This is a genomic window from Vibrio sp. HA2012 (genome assembly GCF_002812955.1).
Taxonomy (GTDB): Bacteria; Pseudomonadota; Gammaproteobacteria; order Enterobacterales; family Vibrionaceae; genus Vibrio.
Genome location: NZ_PFXK01000001.1, coordinates 288,292 through 302,045, shown reverse-complemented (window position 1 = coordinate 302,045; position 13,754 = coordinate 288,292). Strand labels below are relative to the sequence as shown.

At 43.4% G+C, this 13,754-nt stretch carries 15 protein-coding genes; 10 read left to right on the top strand and 5 right to left on the bottom strand.

Annotated features, from left to right (window positions below):
• Window positions 1-6 precede the first annotated feature (6 nt).
• The 7 genes from CSW98_RS01345 to CSW98_RS01315 all read left to right on the top strand — a co-directional run bounded on the left by CSW98_RS01345 (window position 7) and on the right by CSW98_RS01315 (window position 4,638).
• Window positions 7-450, top strand: coding sequence for a hypothetical protein (locus CSW98_RS01345; protein ID WP_157810307.1), 444 nt, complete (start codon window positions 7-9; stop codon window positions 448-450).
• The gene (locus tag CSW98_RS01340) at window positions 451-2,133 is read left to right on the top strand and encodes a phosphoadenosine phosphosulfate reductase domain-containing protein (RefSeq protein ID WP_100798648.1); all 1,683 of its coding nucleotides are present in this window, start codon (window positions 451-453) and stop codon (window positions 2,131-2,133) included.
• A gap of 9 nt (window positions 2,134-2,142) precedes the next feature.
• Complete coding sequence (locus tag CSW98_RS01335) at window positions 2,143-2,841, top strand: ASCH domain-containing protein (protein WP_100798647.1); 699 nt, start codon at window positions 2,143-2,145, stop codon at window positions 2,839-2,841.
• The gene (locus CSW98_RS01330) at window positions 2,838-3,266 is read left to right on the top strand and encodes a hypothetical protein (protein WP_100798646.1); all 429 of its coding nucleotides are present in this window, start codon (window positions 2,838-2,840) and stop codon (window positions 3,264-3,266) included. Before CSW98_RS01335 ends, CSW98_RS01330 begins: the two co-directional genes overlap by 4 nt.
• A complete protein-coding gene (locus tag CSW98_RS01325; protein WP_100798645.1) occupies window positions 3,263-3,580 on the top strand; it encodes a hypothetical protein in 318 nt (105 codons plus the stop codon). The genes CSW98_RS01330 and CSW98_RS01325 overlap by 4 nt, the downstream gene beginning before the upstream one ends.
• Window positions 3,581-3,600: 20 nt before the next feature.
• Window positions 3,601-3,825: a hypothetical protein gene (locus CSW98_RS01320; protein WP_100798644.1), complete on the top strand. Its 225-nt coding sequence runs from the start codon at window positions 3,601-3,603 to the stop codon at window positions 3,823-3,825.
• A 72-nt stretch (window positions 3,826-3,897) separates the two neighbouring features.
• The gene (locus CSW98_RS01315) at window positions 3,898-4,638 is read left to right on the top strand and encodes a substrate-binding periplasmic protein (protein ID WP_157810306.1); all 741 of its coding nucleotides are present in this window, start codon (window positions 3,898-3,900) and stop codon (window positions 4,636-4,638) included.
• Window positions 4,639-4,729: 91 nt separating this feature from the next.
• Here the strand turns inward: CSW98_RS01315 and CSW98_RS17845 are convergent, their stop codons facing one another.
• Window positions 4,730-4,810: a hypothetical protein gene (locus CSW98_RS17845; protein WP_443083644.1), complete on the bottom strand. Its 81-nt coding sequence runs from the start codon at window positions 4,808-4,810 to the stop codon at window positions 4,730-4,732.
• A gap of 114 nt (window positions 4,811-4,924) precedes the next feature.
• Between CSW98_RS17845 and CSW98_RS01310 the strand changes: the two genes are divergently transcribed.
• Window positions 4,925-5,149, top strand: a complete 225-nt coding sequence (locus tag CSW98_RS01310; RefSeq protein WP_198517250.1) for a hypothetical protein — start codon at window positions 4,925-4,927, stop codon at window positions 5,147-5,149.
• Here CSW98_RS01310 and CSW98_RS01305 read toward each other — a convergent pair.
• A complete protein-coding gene (locus CSW98_RS01305) occupies window positions 5,118-6,323 on the bottom strand; it encodes a tyrosine-type recombinase/integrase (protein WP_100798641.1) in 1,206 nt (401 codons plus the stop codon). The genes CSW98_RS01310 and CSW98_RS01305 overlap by 32 nt on opposite strands.
• A gap of 516 nt (window positions 6,324-6,839) precedes the next feature.
• Here CSW98_RS01305 and CSW98_RS01300 point away from each other — a divergent pair.
• Complete coding sequence (locus CSW98_RS01300) at window positions 6,840-8,873, top strand: extracellular solute-binding protein (protein WP_157810305.1); 2,034 nt, start codon at window positions 6,840-6,842, stop codon at window positions 8,871-8,873.
• Between the two features lie 137 nt (window positions 8,874-9,010).
• Here the strand turns inward: CSW98_RS01300 and CSW98_RS01295 are convergent, their stop codons facing one another.
• Entirely contained in the window at window positions 9,011-9,238 is a 228-nt protein-coding gene (locus tag CSW98_RS01295; protein ID WP_100798640.1) for a hypothetical protein, read from the bottom strand.
• 176 nt (window positions 9,239-9,414) lie between these two features.
• On the opposite strand from CSW98_RS01295, the gene CSW98_RS01290 reads away from it, so the two are divergent.
• A complete protein-coding gene (locus tag CSW98_RS01290; protein ID WP_100798639.1) occupies window positions 9,415-10,140 on the top strand; it encodes a DUF3581 domain-containing protein in 726 nt (241 codons plus the stop codon).
• A gap of 19 nt (window positions 10,141-10,159) precedes the next feature.
• On the opposite strand, the gene CSW98_RS01285 is transcribed toward CSW98_RS01290, so the two are convergent.
• Both CSW98_RS01285 and ydiJ read right to left on the bottom strand, forming a co-directional pair.
• Complete coding sequence (locus tag CSW98_RS01285) at window positions 10,160-10,621, bottom strand: methyltransferase family protein (RefSeq protein WP_100798638.1); 462 nt, start codon at window positions 10,619-10,621, stop codon at window positions 10,160-10,162.
• Between the two features lie 2 nt (window positions 10,622-10,623).
• Window positions 10,624-13,662, bottom strand: a complete 3,039-nt coding sequence (ydiJ, locus tag CSW98_RS01280) for a D-2-hydroxyglutarate dehydrogenase YdiJ (RefSeq protein ID WP_100798637.1) — start codon at window positions 13,660-13,662, stop codon at window positions 10,624-10,626.
• Between the last annotated feature and the right edge of the window lie 92 nt (window positions 13,663-13,754).

Below are 13,754 nucleotides of genomic sequence, written 5' to 3'. Positions count from 1 at the left end.
CAACAAATGCAAACCCGCCGTATCCTCAACGAAAATCACGTAGTCTTTGTCGCCAACATGGTTGATGGCACCCTGGTTTATTCAAAGCAGGGTGACCCCGTTAGCATTACCAAAGTTCTCGCTGAATCATTAGGCAGGGTACAGGTTAAATGGTCTGTCTCCTGCTATGCGCTAATGCGGGACAACAACGGGCGGGAATACCTGAAGTCATTTGTGGTAACCACATCAGAGCCGTGTAAACACGAACAAATCCGGGAGCAGGTAGCCGACCTGCACTGGAATTTTCTTGATAAAGAATGCAACGCCAACCACTTCCTCACCGCCGCATGGATAGCCAGTGCCATCAATAACGAACCTTCTGATGAAGTCGCCGATAAGATCTTCACTCAGATGGGCGCATGGAAAGAGTTCATTGCCGAGCATGAGGACAAAGCGAGGGGTAACGATTAAATGGCTACACCAAATACAAAACGAAACACTGATGCTCTTAATTCAGACCTATATACCACACCTCACTGGGCGGTTGCTGCACTCTTAAAACGAGAAAAGTTCAGCGGCTTAATCCGCGATCCTGGTTGCGGGAAGGGTGACATCAGTAAAGTGCTTAAAATGACCGGACACCAAAGCGTTGAAAGTATCGACCTATACGATTGGGGGTATGGAACGCCTAACATTGATTATCTAGATTTAGATAGCCTTGTTGATAATACGATTATGAACCCTCCTTTTTCTTTATTGAAAGAATTTATAAGCAAGGCTTTATCTACCACAAACCAAAAAGTAGCTGTTTTTGCCAGAGTAAATTCTCTTGAAACCAAAGATCGCTTTAACGGTATTTATAAAGAAAAACCGCCAACCAGAGTCTATCTATTTGTTCACCGGGTTAAATGCAATAAAGGTGGGTATGATAACGGGTTAAGCAGTGCTGTATTTTACTGCTGGCAAGTGTGGGATCTATCGGTTGATTCAAATGTTACTGAGTTGCATTGGATTGATGATCAATGCCCTAAAGAAGAAAAACCAAAATCAGTGCTAACGGCTCCAGCCATCCATTTCTCCGATGTAAAAACATTACTCGATGAAACCATAGCGGCTTATCGTACGAGTTTTTGCGCTGATGATATGGAGCGCGAGCATATCGTTAGCGTGTCGGGTGGTAAAGACTCTACGGTAACAAAAGCAATCTGCAATATTGCTACTGAGGGGCGTTACCGGGCAATTTTCTGTGATACCGATAACGAGCATCCTGATACCTACGAATATATCAAAACACTTCATGACAATATTGGGAGTGGCTCTCAACCGGTTGAAATGTACAAACTGGAAATTCCCGAGTCACGTTTTGAATATCGCAGAAAAAGGATCAGAGAAACATGGGCAAAACCTTATGTCATCCGCCAGGGGGTATATGCGGGTGAGGTTATCCCACCAATGACAGATGAGCAGATTGAATTGGCGGTTTCGCTTACCAAGCCAACTGGTAACGTATTTTTTGATTTGTGTATTGTTCACGGCTCTATGCCAACTAGGCTGGCCAGATTCTGCACCAGAGAGCTGAAGATAGAAGTTTCTCAGCATCAGGTTCTGGAAATCGCTCTTTCTGAGTGTGACGGCGAGGTGATCAACTGGTCCGGTGTTAGAGCTGAGGAATCAGTGAAGCGTTCTACTTATAACTGGCTTAGTGAAGATCCAAGAGGTGACGGGTTTCTGTTTACGTTCCTACCTATTCATAAATGGAAAGTTCAGGATGTATTTGCGTTACATAAATACTTAGGGATAGAACCTAACCCTTTGTATCTACAGGGAGCTGATCGCGTGGGCTGCTGGCCTTGCATTATGTCTAACAAAGCCGAGATTCGTCAATTTGCACAAGATGAAGAAGCGGTTCAGAGGATAGCTCAGATAGAGCGGGTCATTAAACACCTGAACAGATACTCCTACTGGAGAGCCGATAAAGAAGGTGTTCCGTTTAAAGACTTCAATACAGGGTTCTTTATACCTCGTGCTGGGATGGTTGGCGTAGGCATCCATGATGTTATCAAGTGGGCAATGACCGATCGAAAAGGCGAGCCAATAGAGTACGACGGCAGCGTTATGAACTGTCAGTTTGGTGAGCATATATTCTGCGAATAAGGAGGCCGCATGAAAGCAAAACCAATGATCTTCAATACCGAAATGGTGAAAGCTCTGCTGGACGGGCGAAAGACTGTTACTCGTCGGCCACTAAATATTCCAGGCGGCTGGGAGCTGCATGACAGAAAGTTATCCAAAATAACCAGCTCACACCCCAAAAAAGGGAAATGGGGTGCTCTGGTTCGTAAAGGCGTAGGAACAGACTTCCCACAGAGTAATTTGGTTACCGCCCCTTGCTTTGTTGATGATCTGATTTGGGTTCGCGAGACATTTCAAGGTCCGCTATTTGATCAGGAAATGGAGAGAGAATATTGGGAAAACAAAGATAAATTCAACGATCCCAAATATTGCACTTATGCAGCAACAGACCCAAAACCTGAATTCTACGACATTACGACAGAAAGATTGGTTAGTCGCTGGACTCCATCAATCCATATGCCTAAGTGGGCCAGCCGATTAACCCTGAGAGTAGCTGATGTTCGGATTGAGCGAGTTAAAGATATCACCGAAGAACAAGCCATTAAAGAGGGAGTTACACCATATCAAGATACAAACAAGCCACTAGAAAATCCTCATCGATATTCATTCTTAAGGCTCTGGTGTGATCTTTATGGAACTGATAATCCGAACCCTTACGTCTGGGTAATCGAATTCGAGGTTATCCATAAAAACATCAACGATGTATTAGCAGAACTGGAGGCCATATGATCACGATAAAGGTAATAACACCTTCCGGTTGGACTGATGTTCCGGCTTACACCTTACATGGTTGTGATGGGCTTGCTGTAACTATGTGTGAGTTTGGGCGATTTGAAGTAACTCACGTTAAATCAGGCCGCCAATTGATTGGAAACTTTGAAAGAGCGGTAAATGCAGTGATTCACATGGCTGAACTATCACTAGGCGCGAAAGAGGTTGGGATTGATTTTAATCTTGAAATGGAGCCCCTTCGGCTGAGCATGATCAAATCAAGGGTGAAATGCAAGCGACTAATGGATATGACAATTATGCAATATCTAAGCGTGGTTAAACCAATTATGGGATTTTCTGGTGAATTTCCCTGGGAAAGCTCAGACGATAGCCCGTTCGCCAAACTGGAAGAGCTAAAGGCGCTATTGCAGGAGGCCGCATGAAAAAACAAGACGAGGTAATAAAAGAAGCCATTGCCAAGCTTAATGCCACCTTCAATCCAGGCTCTGCCAGAATCGTGGTAGGTAAGTTCCTGATTGAAGATGGCGGGGCTTTCTCTGTCAATGAATTAGAGGCAACGCTTGGGCTACCAAAAGCGGCGATCCGTAGCGCACTGTACCGGCTGGAAGGCTCCTTCCCCTTTACTCATGACAATTCTTCCGGCGCATTGCGACACGCCATTGTTCTTGTTCCGGACCGCCAAGTCCAAAACAAAACAGACACACGCACCACCCTGTTAAATTCCGTATTTTGTTAAAAATTCAATCTGGAGGCCATATGAGCCAAGCACAATTACCCCAACCTTCCTACACCATCCCTTACCCTGCCGATATGGCTGAAGACGAAAGCCTGATGGACTACGCACTGCGTAAAGCCAGAGAAAGCGAAGAGCAGCGCGAGCAAATTGCTTTGTTAAAAGACGGGCTTAGGGACATCGTGCTTATTGCTGATGAACCAGACGAAGTAACAGATTTGTGTTCCTCTCTACTAAGTCACCTATAGATAATCTAATCAGTAGTGTATAATAATTAGCCTATAATGGATTATAGGTTACCGATTGTTCAGGACGATACAATGATTAAAAAACTATGTCTCTTTTTACTACTGATTATACAATTAATTGTTAGTAAAAGCCTTTTTGCTGCAACCGTTAAAGTTTATGCGCTGGAAGCTATGCCATTTTGTGGCATTTCTGAAGGGAAACCTGTTGGTATTGCAGTCGATATTCTTAATAAGGCAACTGACTACGGAGCTCCCACATTTAAGCTCGACTTCCACACCCCCTGGATAAGAGCTACACGAAAAATTCAAGAGTCTAAAGATGAGCTAATTGCCATTATACCTTTTACGCGCTCAAGTATACGAGAAGATAAATACAAATGGGTTGCAGAAATTATGGCTACAGAATACCGATTCTACACATTTGGACAATTCCCACCCTTAAAATCAATAAGTGAAATAAATGGGGAAAAAATTGGCGTTGTACATGGACATGCCATAATACCGATGTTAAATGAAATAGGCTTATCGCTTGATAGCGGAGCAAAAACAGCACAAAAAAATGCAATGAAACTTTTATATAAAAGAGTCCACATTATTGCTGATTCAGATGTCATTGCTATGTACTCTTGGAAACAAATTGGACAGAACGCCAATGATTTGCAAATAGGACCTTCCATTGGTGATGTTAAACATGTCTACATTGCAACAGGACCAAACTTTCCTGATGAAATCGCTAAGAGTATCTTTAATGCTATTGAGCAAATGAAGAAAACCGGTGAATTACAAAAAATATATGATAAATGGCTGTACTAACATTAGCATAATATATGTTATCCGGATGTACTGCTCCCTAACTAATGATGCCTCAGAAAACCCTGAGGAAAACACCCAATTAAACAGAAGTTCACAGTCGCCAAAAACTAATCTGTTCCGCAAAAGTAACTAAAACTCGATTTCCTTCAGCATGTCCAAAATTATCATTTATTATTTTAAATCAAAGCAGTAAATACCTGCTGACCAATTTGAAGAGCACAACAAACAAATTGAATCCTTCTTCTATAACGAATCAGGGAGGAGGAAAATTATTGAGGTAATGACCATGACCAACAATCATACAGAAATCACAGAACCGTTAATAATCAAAGACTCTCGCATTAAAGAGTTGCTCGGAGTGAGCCAGCCTACGCTATGGAGACTGACTCACAATTTCGGACTACCGAAACCGATTCCAGGCATGAAAGGTTGCCGGCCATACGCAGCCTTCCGTGATTGGGCTGTTGAGCAAGGAATGATTAAGCCTGGACAGGTGATCCCGTTAGAATAATGTCACACCATTTGGCATACGCCTCTCTTTGTTCATCAATGTACGCATAGTCCAGATAGTGCGCCTGAACGCCTGTATGGACTTTGTGGCCTAGCATTGTTTCACTAACATGATATGGAATACCTATTTGCTCCCAGATATTACGAGCTGTGCGGCGCATATCATGGTTAGTGGTCCTCGGATAACCTTTGCTCTGAATATAATCAGCAAGTTTCTCACCAAAATTACCTGGAGTGTTAGCCGACATTGGGCGATCTTCATCTATCGCTACAGCCGGAAACATAATCTTAAAGTTCGGATATAGCATTAACTGATTTTTAATCACTTCTAAAGCCAACGGCGGTATGGCTCTTTTTATTTCCCCACCATTTTTTTTTCTTGTCTTATTATGGGCCTCCGGAACGGTCCAGATCATCTCATTCAAATCAAAATCACTTTTCTTTGCAAGCCTTAGTTCGTTTGCCCTATTTGCAAAAATCATCATCAAGCGTAAAAAGTTTTTATTACTTTCATGAATGTGAATTTGTGAGATACCTTCCCATAGTGGGCGCACAGCATTTATAGATTGCTTGCTCTTTTTCGCTGTTACAGGCTTACCAACGTCAGTTTTAATCAATTCAGCAATAGGATTAAATTTAATAAGGCTATGGCGTACAGCGTATGACAGAACCGTTTTGAATCTCGCCATCAGGTTTGCTGCATGTTTTTCGCTTACTCGCTTACGGGCTTGAGCAAACGCATTTAAGTAGTCTACTAATTCCAGTTCTGAAACCAAGCAGTTACCCAACGTCTTTGAAATATCGGTTCTAAACATTTTTTCAAGTGCTGGCCATTGCTTCACATTTCGTTTGGCATGGTTTTCTAACCAGTAGTCAATGACGTAATTGATAGTAACTGGACTTTTCTTTGATTGAATGCCAGCGCGAGGATCAACGCCTCGTTTCGTATCTTCAATTAATTTTTCAGCAGCACCCATAGCACCTGATATTTTCATACCCGGGTACTCGCCTATTTTCATTTTTATGGGCTTGCCATTTACAAGAGCACGATAGATCCAAGTGATCTTACCTTTCGGGCTGACACGAACACCAACACCATTACGATAGGTAATCTCAGCTTTTCCTTTGTATGGCTTACCGTTAGTAGCTCTAAGCCAAGCATCGGTGAAAGACATGTTTTCCCTAATTGTTGTACCAAAAATATTTGGTACAAATTTGGTACAAATTTTTTTTGAATGCAAGTGAAAAAAATCGAATAAAACACAAGTTATCAGATTAAAATCTTAGCCTATAATCTATGTAACAAATTGATTTTAATGAATAATCTGAATGATTTTGAATGGATTATTTAGGGGTGGAATTTTGCTAAAAATCTAGCTGTGACTTACACCAAGCAACACATGGTTAGTTTATTTTGTCAGAAAAATCATAAAATTAGAAGTAAACCAGAATCACCCAATTACAATTTGGTACAAATTCAGGAATACCTACGCACTTATAATCAGAGAAAAGAATGAAGTAACGCGAATTAACCTTATGATTTGTGACGTTGCGCATTGTATCTGATGGAACACAAAACCGCTACCTTATAACATTAATTTATATAAAATTCACTGGCTCGGGTATTTACCACAACGCATGTAAGATCTTTTTCTCCGACTATACTTACTTAAATATTTAAGGAGGAATGTATGCCAATAAACAAAGCGTGTTGTATGTTACTCCTGATGCTTTTCATTCCTTCCACGTCTGCACAGAGCAAGACTGTCCATCTGGTCACTGGGGAACGAGAACCCTATATCGGCCAAAATCTACCAAACAACGGCTATGTTAGTGATATCGTCTCTGAAGCCTTCCGGCGTGAGGGATATACAACTGAGCTTGTTTTTTATCCATGGGCAAGGGCAAAGGCTCTGCTGCCAAAATTAAAACTGGATGGTATCGTTCCGGTATACCCCGGTGACAGGATCGATAAAGAATTCATTATGTCGGCACCTTTTCCCGGAGGAAGTGTTGGATTGTTGAAACGAAAGGAAGACCATTTTCCTTATGCGATATATACGGTTCATAGCCTGATGGAAAAGTTACAGACTCTGGCAAATTTGCGGGTCGCATTAGTACGGGACAGCGGTTTGCTGCCACTCATCAACTTGTTTCCCGATATAAAACTAATCAAAGTTGATCGGGATTTGCAAAGTCTGGACATGTTGTATGCAGGACGAGTCAATTTTGCTTTAATCGATAAATATACAGCAGCAAAGCTGATGATAGATAAACGCCCACACTACATCGGAAGATTAGAGTTTGTCCGACCCGAATTATCTGAAGAAAAATTCCATATCGCATTTTCAAAATTTTCAGGGATCAGTGACACTCTGTCCACTGCATTTAACCGTGGTCTGAACGGAATGCAAAAAGACGGTACATTACACAATATCAGGGTTCGCCATGGATTGCTGCCCGGTAGTACCGTTCACGACGATAGTGTTCATCTGACGATAGGTACCGTAAATAATCCCGATATGAGAATTATGCGTTCTCTGTCCGATGAGTTTGAGCAGCAACACCCCGGAATCAAACTCGAATGGCAAGAAATGGAAGAATATGTGCTCAGACACAGACTGCTGAGCGACCTGGCCCTCTCTGAAGCACATTTTGATGTGATGACGATAGGCAACTACGAAGTACCTATCTGGGCAGAAAAACACTGGCTTACGCCATTAGATACGCTCCCTGATGATTACCAGCCGGAAGATATTCTCCCAGCACTGAGAGAAGCCCTTTCTTATAGAAATAAATTATACGCTGCTCCATTTTATGCCGAGAGCATTATGACTTATTACCGTAAGGATCTGTTTAAGCTCGCAGGTATACATATGCCTTCTCAGCCGACATTTGCAGACATTCAGAAATTTTCACAACAACTGCATTCTCCGGAAAACAGCACATATGGGATATGCCTGAGAGGAAAAGCTGACTGGGGGCAGAACACCAGCATCGTTACCTCTTTTGTCAATGCTTTTGGAGGGCAATGGTTTAACCAGAAATGGGAGCCTCAGTTAACAACCCCGGAATGGGAGACGGCATTAAACTATTATGTCACGCTTATCTCGCAATACGGCCCTCCAGATAGTGTTCAAAATGGCTATCTGGAAAATCTGAACCTGTTTGCTCAGGGACATTGTGCAATATGGGTAGATGTTACTGTTGCCGCCGGACAATTATATAACCCTGATTTTTCATCTGTTGCAGATAAAGTCGGTTTCGCTGCTGCGCCGAAGAATATCAGACCGGCTAACTGGCTGTGGTCATGGGCGCTTGCTATTCCCAAATCCTCAGTCAATAAAGATGCAGCCATGACATTTATCCACTGGGCAACATCCAGAGAATATATTCAACGTGTTGCCAAAAACTCCGGCTGGATTTCAGTGCCTCCGGGAACTCGTCTTTCAACCTACTCAACGGCGGAATACCAGCAAAAAGCACCTTTTGCACCGTTTGTATTAAATGCACTGAAAAACGTCAGTATAAAAGCACAGACACAGACGCAGGTTCCGTATGTGGGCGTTCAGTATGTCGGGATACCGGAATTCGTCGGTATCGGCAGTCTGGTCGGGGAAAATATAGCTGAAGTACTGCGGGGGAATATAAGTGTAAATGAAGCTCTCAAGCAATCTCAGGCTCAGGTCTCTAAACAAATGCGTGATTCAGGTTATCTGAAATAAACCGGCTTCTGTCCTTACACCTTGTTTTGTCTCTTTACTCATTACTGAAAGCGGTTCACTACAAACGAAAAAGGGAAGCCAACCGGCTTCCCTTGTATTTTTAATGATTCGTTCCGTTCAGAACTCAAGCCCCACAGCTATTTTATGGAATGAGAAACCGTTCTGACGACTCTCTTGCCTGTATTATCAATGACACGGCTGACCAGATTGCCATAAGAAATGTTTTCGAAACAGGTATTAAATCCCCAGCTTGATACCTGATTGCCCTCGACCATGTATTCATCGCTATTGCTGGCACTGCCTGCAGTTTTGACTACAACAACACTACCATCTTCAAACTCAATGCGGGTAAATTTCCTAGCCATAATTTTTATCCTTTTCGGTTGACAATTTTCTGCATGTTAACCATTTATTAACTTTTTAAGTGTAGCCCTAAAGTTTAGTCCGCGTGTAAAAAAACGAAATAAATCGCACTGGATAGACCATTTATGTCATGACTTTGTATATAATTCAGCACAGTTTTGGCTACAGAAAGAGAATCATGTTTCTAACTTCTTATTTTTCAAACGAAAACGAACAAATCCTGTTTACACGTCAACAGGCAAGCCACTTTGCCAAGAAGGTTGCAGGTGACTTCAACCCTATCCACGATGAAGACAGTAAACGTTTTTGTGTACCGGGCGATCTTCTTTTTGCTGTGCTGCTTAAGACCGAAGGCATCAGCCAAAAGATGAGCTTCGCCTTTTCCGGCATGGTGACGGATGGAGTCAGCCTGAAAGTTGAAAACCGGTGTGAAAAAGAAAGTGCGCTTATTGATGAAAGCGGTAAAGAGTACCTGAGTATGTCCCGGGAAGGCGAACGTAGTTATGACCCAGCCTTTATAGAGCATGTAGTGACTAATTACGTACAGTTCTCCGGAATGAACTTTCCACACATAATGGTTCCTCTGATGGAAGAGCAACAAGTCATGATCAATGGCCAGCGCCCGCTGGTTATTTACGAAAGCATGGAAATTGAATTTGAACGTCTGGATATGACACATCCGGAAATAGAATATACAGGCTCGACCTTTGATGTAGAAGGCAAGCGCGGAGTCGTTACCATGAACTTTGCTTTTAAAGAAAACGACCTTGTCATTGGAAGTGGTAAAAAACGCATGATAGCCAGCGGCCTGAAGCCTTATGATCAAGATACCGTCGATGCGTTAGTTTGTCTTTTCCACGAACGCAAAAATGCATTTCTGGAACAAATAGCCTCTGCCGCTTAAATAAAGAACAAGGTGGTCACTAGAACCACCTTCTTACCTTCTGTTTATAATCCAGATATTCCTGACCAAATTTCTGTTCAAGATGCCGCTCTTCCGGAGTGATCTGGAACCGGTTCATATACCATACAAATAATCCACACAAGCCAACACTGATTAAATCCTGAAGATAATACGCATAGCCTGTCAGCAGAAGCAGTAAGCCGACATACATGGGGTTGCGTGAAAAGCTGAACATACCGGAATCGACCACCTTTACAGCCTTATGCAAGTCAACCGGATGTACCGACGTTTTATGCTTCCTGAACTCATAAATGCCCCCTAGTCCGAAAATGCCGCTGGCAAAAAAGCAAACAGCAAAAAAAACAAATCGCATCGGAAAGGGAACAAATAAACTCAACCCGACAGCATGCAGTCCGTACATCACCCCACCAGTAGCAATAAACAAAAATACCGGTGGGATTTTCAGTTCGACAATCCTCATCGTCAGCCAAGCAGTATCAGCAAAGCCTGCAGAGGATGCTTCAGTTTGGCCTCCTCAAACCGTTTTACCTGACTACGGCATGAATATCCGGTGACCAGACAGCGTTCTTTAGGCAATTTTTGCAGGTTAGGTTCCCAACTGAGGTCATAAATATCACGAGACATCTGTAGCTTATCCGCTTCATGACCAAATGTTCCTGCCATACCGCAACATCCGACAGACACAGGTTCAAGAACTCCGCCAAAAAATTTAAAAATAGTGACCCACTCTTTTTCTGCATTCGGTAATTTCGTTTTTTCTGTACAATGTGCAAACAGATACCACGGCGGTTCGGAAGAAGGACCTTTGATCTTAAACGTATCCAGTTTATCCAACATCCACTCATGTACCATTAACACATCAAACTGACCACGCCGGGCACCCAGAATTTCGGTATATTCATCCCGGTAACAAAGTACCATTGCCGGATCAACGCCGACCATAGGTATATTAAGTTCAGCCAGTTGTGATAAAAATGCCGCCGTATTTTCCGCTGATTTGGCAAACTGCTTCAGGAAACCCTTAATATGCTGAGCCTTACCATTGGGTCTAAACGGCAGCAGAACCGGCTTTTTACCCACTTTTTTGATCAATGAGATAAAATCATCCACTACTTCCGCATCATAATAACTGGTAAACGGATCTTGAACGACCAGAACATATTCATCACGTTCCTGCTGAGAAAGAGCACTCAGAGCCTGCAGATCAAATTGACGGATCTCTTGCGTTGCAACTCTCTGCTTAAGCGTAGGAACCGAAAGCAAAGGCGTATTAACATACCCTACTGACCATTTGGTCAGATCTTCTACCCACTTTTGCGATATTGCTGCATTGACCAATTTGGGAGCTTTAGCCATCAGTGGCAACATAGTTTCAATGTTCGCCACCAGATAGTCCTTAGGCGGACGCTGATAACGTGTATGATAAATATTCAGAAAACGCGAACGAAAACTGGGAACATCCACTTTAATCGGGCACTGTGTTGCACATGCCTTACAAGCCAGACATCCATTCATCGCTTCATAAACCTCATGAGAAAAATCGTCTTCATGGCGCTTATTCAGGCTATTACGTACCCGTTCAATCATCATCTTAATTGTTGGTGTACGCTCCAGAGTCTGCTGCTCAAGATCCAGAATATCGATACCTTTCTCTGACAACTGACGCAACCATTCGCGGACAAGTCCCGCCCGTCCTTTGGGAGAATGCCGGCGATCAGCAGTAATCTTCATTGACGGACACATGGGTGAACTGGTGTCATAATTAAAGCAGAGCCCATTACCGTTGCACTCCATCGCCTGCTTAAAGCTATCCCGGACTTCAACATCAATCTGCCGGTCATAATGGGCTCTCTTGGTACCTGAAACTTTGACCAGTTCGGCATTACTGTCTAGCGGAGTACAGATTTTACCCGGGTTCATCTTATTCTGCGGGTCAAAAGCCGCTTTAACCCGACGCAGTTCCGTAAACAGCTCTTCACCAAAGAACTCTGGTCCGTATTCTGAACGGAATCCTTTACCGTGTTCGCCCCACATCAGACCACCGTATTTTGATACCAGAGCCACAACCCGGTCAGAAATCTCCTGCATCAGCATCTCCTGTGCAGGATCACACATATCCAATGCAGGACGCACATGCAGCACACCGGCATCAACATGGCCAAACATACCGTATTGAAGATTCTTACTGTCCAGAAGTGTACGGAACTCAGCAATAAAATCGGCCAGATTTTCCGGTGGCACACACGTATCTTCAGTGAAAGGAACCGGTTTAGCTTTTCCTTCTGCCGCCCCAAGCAAGCCTACCGCTTTTTTACGCATGGCATAAATTTTGTTGATACTCGATAGATCGTCACAGACCTGATAGCCAATGATACCGGCTTCTTCTTTTTCAACCATCTGTTCCAGCCGTTCGGTCAACGCACCGACTTGTTGGCTGATTTCAGCTTCATCCTGTCCAGCATACTCAACGATATTGATCCCCTGCATATTTTTATCAGGTACATCAGTGATCAGCTCACTGACGGTATGCCAGACAATATCCTGCTTCGCCAGATTCAGCACTTTTGAGTCAATAGTTTCCACAGACAGTGCATTCGCAGCGACCATTAGAGGAGCATTTCTCAGCGCCGCATCAAAGCTGTTGTATTTGATATTGACCAACGTCCGGACGTTAGGAATGGGAGTAAGATTCAGTTTTGCTTCTGTGACAAAGGCCAGCGAACCTTCTGAACCACACAGCACGCGCGTCAGATTAAATTCGCCGTCATCACTCAGAGCATTCTTCAAATCATATCCGGTAAGGAAACGGTTAAGCGGAGGGAACTTCGCCAGGATCTGTTGACGTTTTTCTGTACAGACAGATTGCGTTATCTGCAGCGCCGTATAAGCGAGTTCACCCTCAACGGGCTGACCGGATGAATTATCCGTTTCATAGACAGAACCGTCTGCAAACACGGCCTGAATTGACAATACATGATCTGACGTTTTACCGTACGCCAGAGAGCCTTGCCCCGATGCATCCGTATTGATCATACCGCCTAAGGTTGCACGGTTACTGGTTGAAAGCTCAGGAGAAAAAAATAGCCCGTACTGACGAACCGCATCATTCAGCTGATCTTTAATGATACCAGCCTGAACCCGAACCCAGCCTTCTTCGGCATTCACTTCCAGTACCTTATTCATGTGTCTGGACAAGTCAACAACGATGCCGCGGGTCAGTGCCTGCCCATTAGTCCCCGTACCGCCACCACGGGCAGAAAAGGTCACCCGTTCATATTCGGGTTTAGCACTGATTTTACCGATAAGAACAACATCCTCTGTTGTTCTGGGATGAATGACGGCTTGAGGCAGTTGTTGATAGACGGAGTTATCCGTGGCAACAGCCAGCCGGCTGGAATATTGAGTTTCGATATCACCGGAAAAACCGGCATAAGAAAGTTCATCAAGATATTTAATCACAACCGGATCAATATCTGTCTGGAGTTCAAGTCTTGGTAACATTCTGCTTCCTGCTCCCAATAGCGCTGATCCCTGTCAGCCTGGGTTCAATACATTCTGAGTAATTGCATTTTTATGATTGCGGTCACTTTACA

Bases quoted from the DNA above. Each gene is read 5' to 3' on its own strand.
- CSW98_RS01345 (WP_157810307.1), top strand. From the start codon at position 7: ATGCAAACCCGCCGTATCCTCAACGAAAATCACGTAGTCTTTGTCGCC.
- CSW98_RS01340 (WP_100798648.1), top strand. From the start codon at position 451: ATGGCTACACCAAATACAAAACGAAACACTGATGCTCTTAATTCAGAC.
- CSW98_RS01335 (WP_100798647.1), top strand. From the start codon at position 2,143: ATGAAAGCAAAACCAATGATCTTCAATACCGAAATGGTGAAAGCTCTG.
- CSW98_RS01330 (WP_100798646.1), top strand. From the start codon at position 2,838: ATGATCACGATAAAGGTAATAACACCTTCCGGTTGGACTGATGTTCCG.
- CSW98_RS01325 (WP_100798645.1), top strand. From the start codon at position 3,263: ATGAAAAAACAAGACGAGGTAATAAAAGAAGCCATTGCCAAGCTTAAT.
- CSW98_RS01320 (WP_100798644.1), top strand. From the start codon at position 3,601: ATGAGCCAAGCACAATTACCCCAACCTTCCTACACCATCCCTTACCCT.
- CSW98_RS01315 (WP_157810306.1), top strand. From the start codon at position 3,898: ATGATTAAAAAACTATGTCTCTTTTTACTACTGATTATACAATTAATT.
- CSW98_RS01310 (WP_198517250.1), top strand. From the start codon at position 4,925: ATGACCAACAATCATACAGAAATCACAGAACCGTTAATAATCAAAGAC.
- CSW98_RS01305 (WP_100798641.1), bottom strand. From the start codon at position 6,323: ATGTCTTTCACCGATGCTTGGCTTAGAGCTACTAACGGTAAGCCATAC.
- CSW98_RS01300 (WP_157810305.1), top strand. From the start codon at position 6,840: ATGCCAATAAACAAAGCGTGTTGTATGTTACTCCTGATGCTTTTCATT.
- CSW98_RS01295 (WP_100798640.1), bottom strand. From the start codon at position 9,238: ATGGCTAGGAAATTTACCCGCATTGAGTTTGAAGATGGTAGTGTTGTT.
- CSW98_RS01290 (WP_100798639.1), top strand. From the start codon at position 9,415: ATGTTTCTAACTTCTTATTTTTCAAACGAAAACGAACAAATCCTGTTT.
- CSW98_RS01285 (WP_100798638.1), bottom strand. From the start codon at position 10,621: ATGAGGATTGTCGAACTGAAAATCCCACCGGTATTTTTGTTTATTGCT.
- ydiJ (WP_100798637.1), bottom strand. From the start codon at position 13,662: ATGTTACCAAGACTTGAACTCCAGACAGATATTGATCCGGTTGTGATT.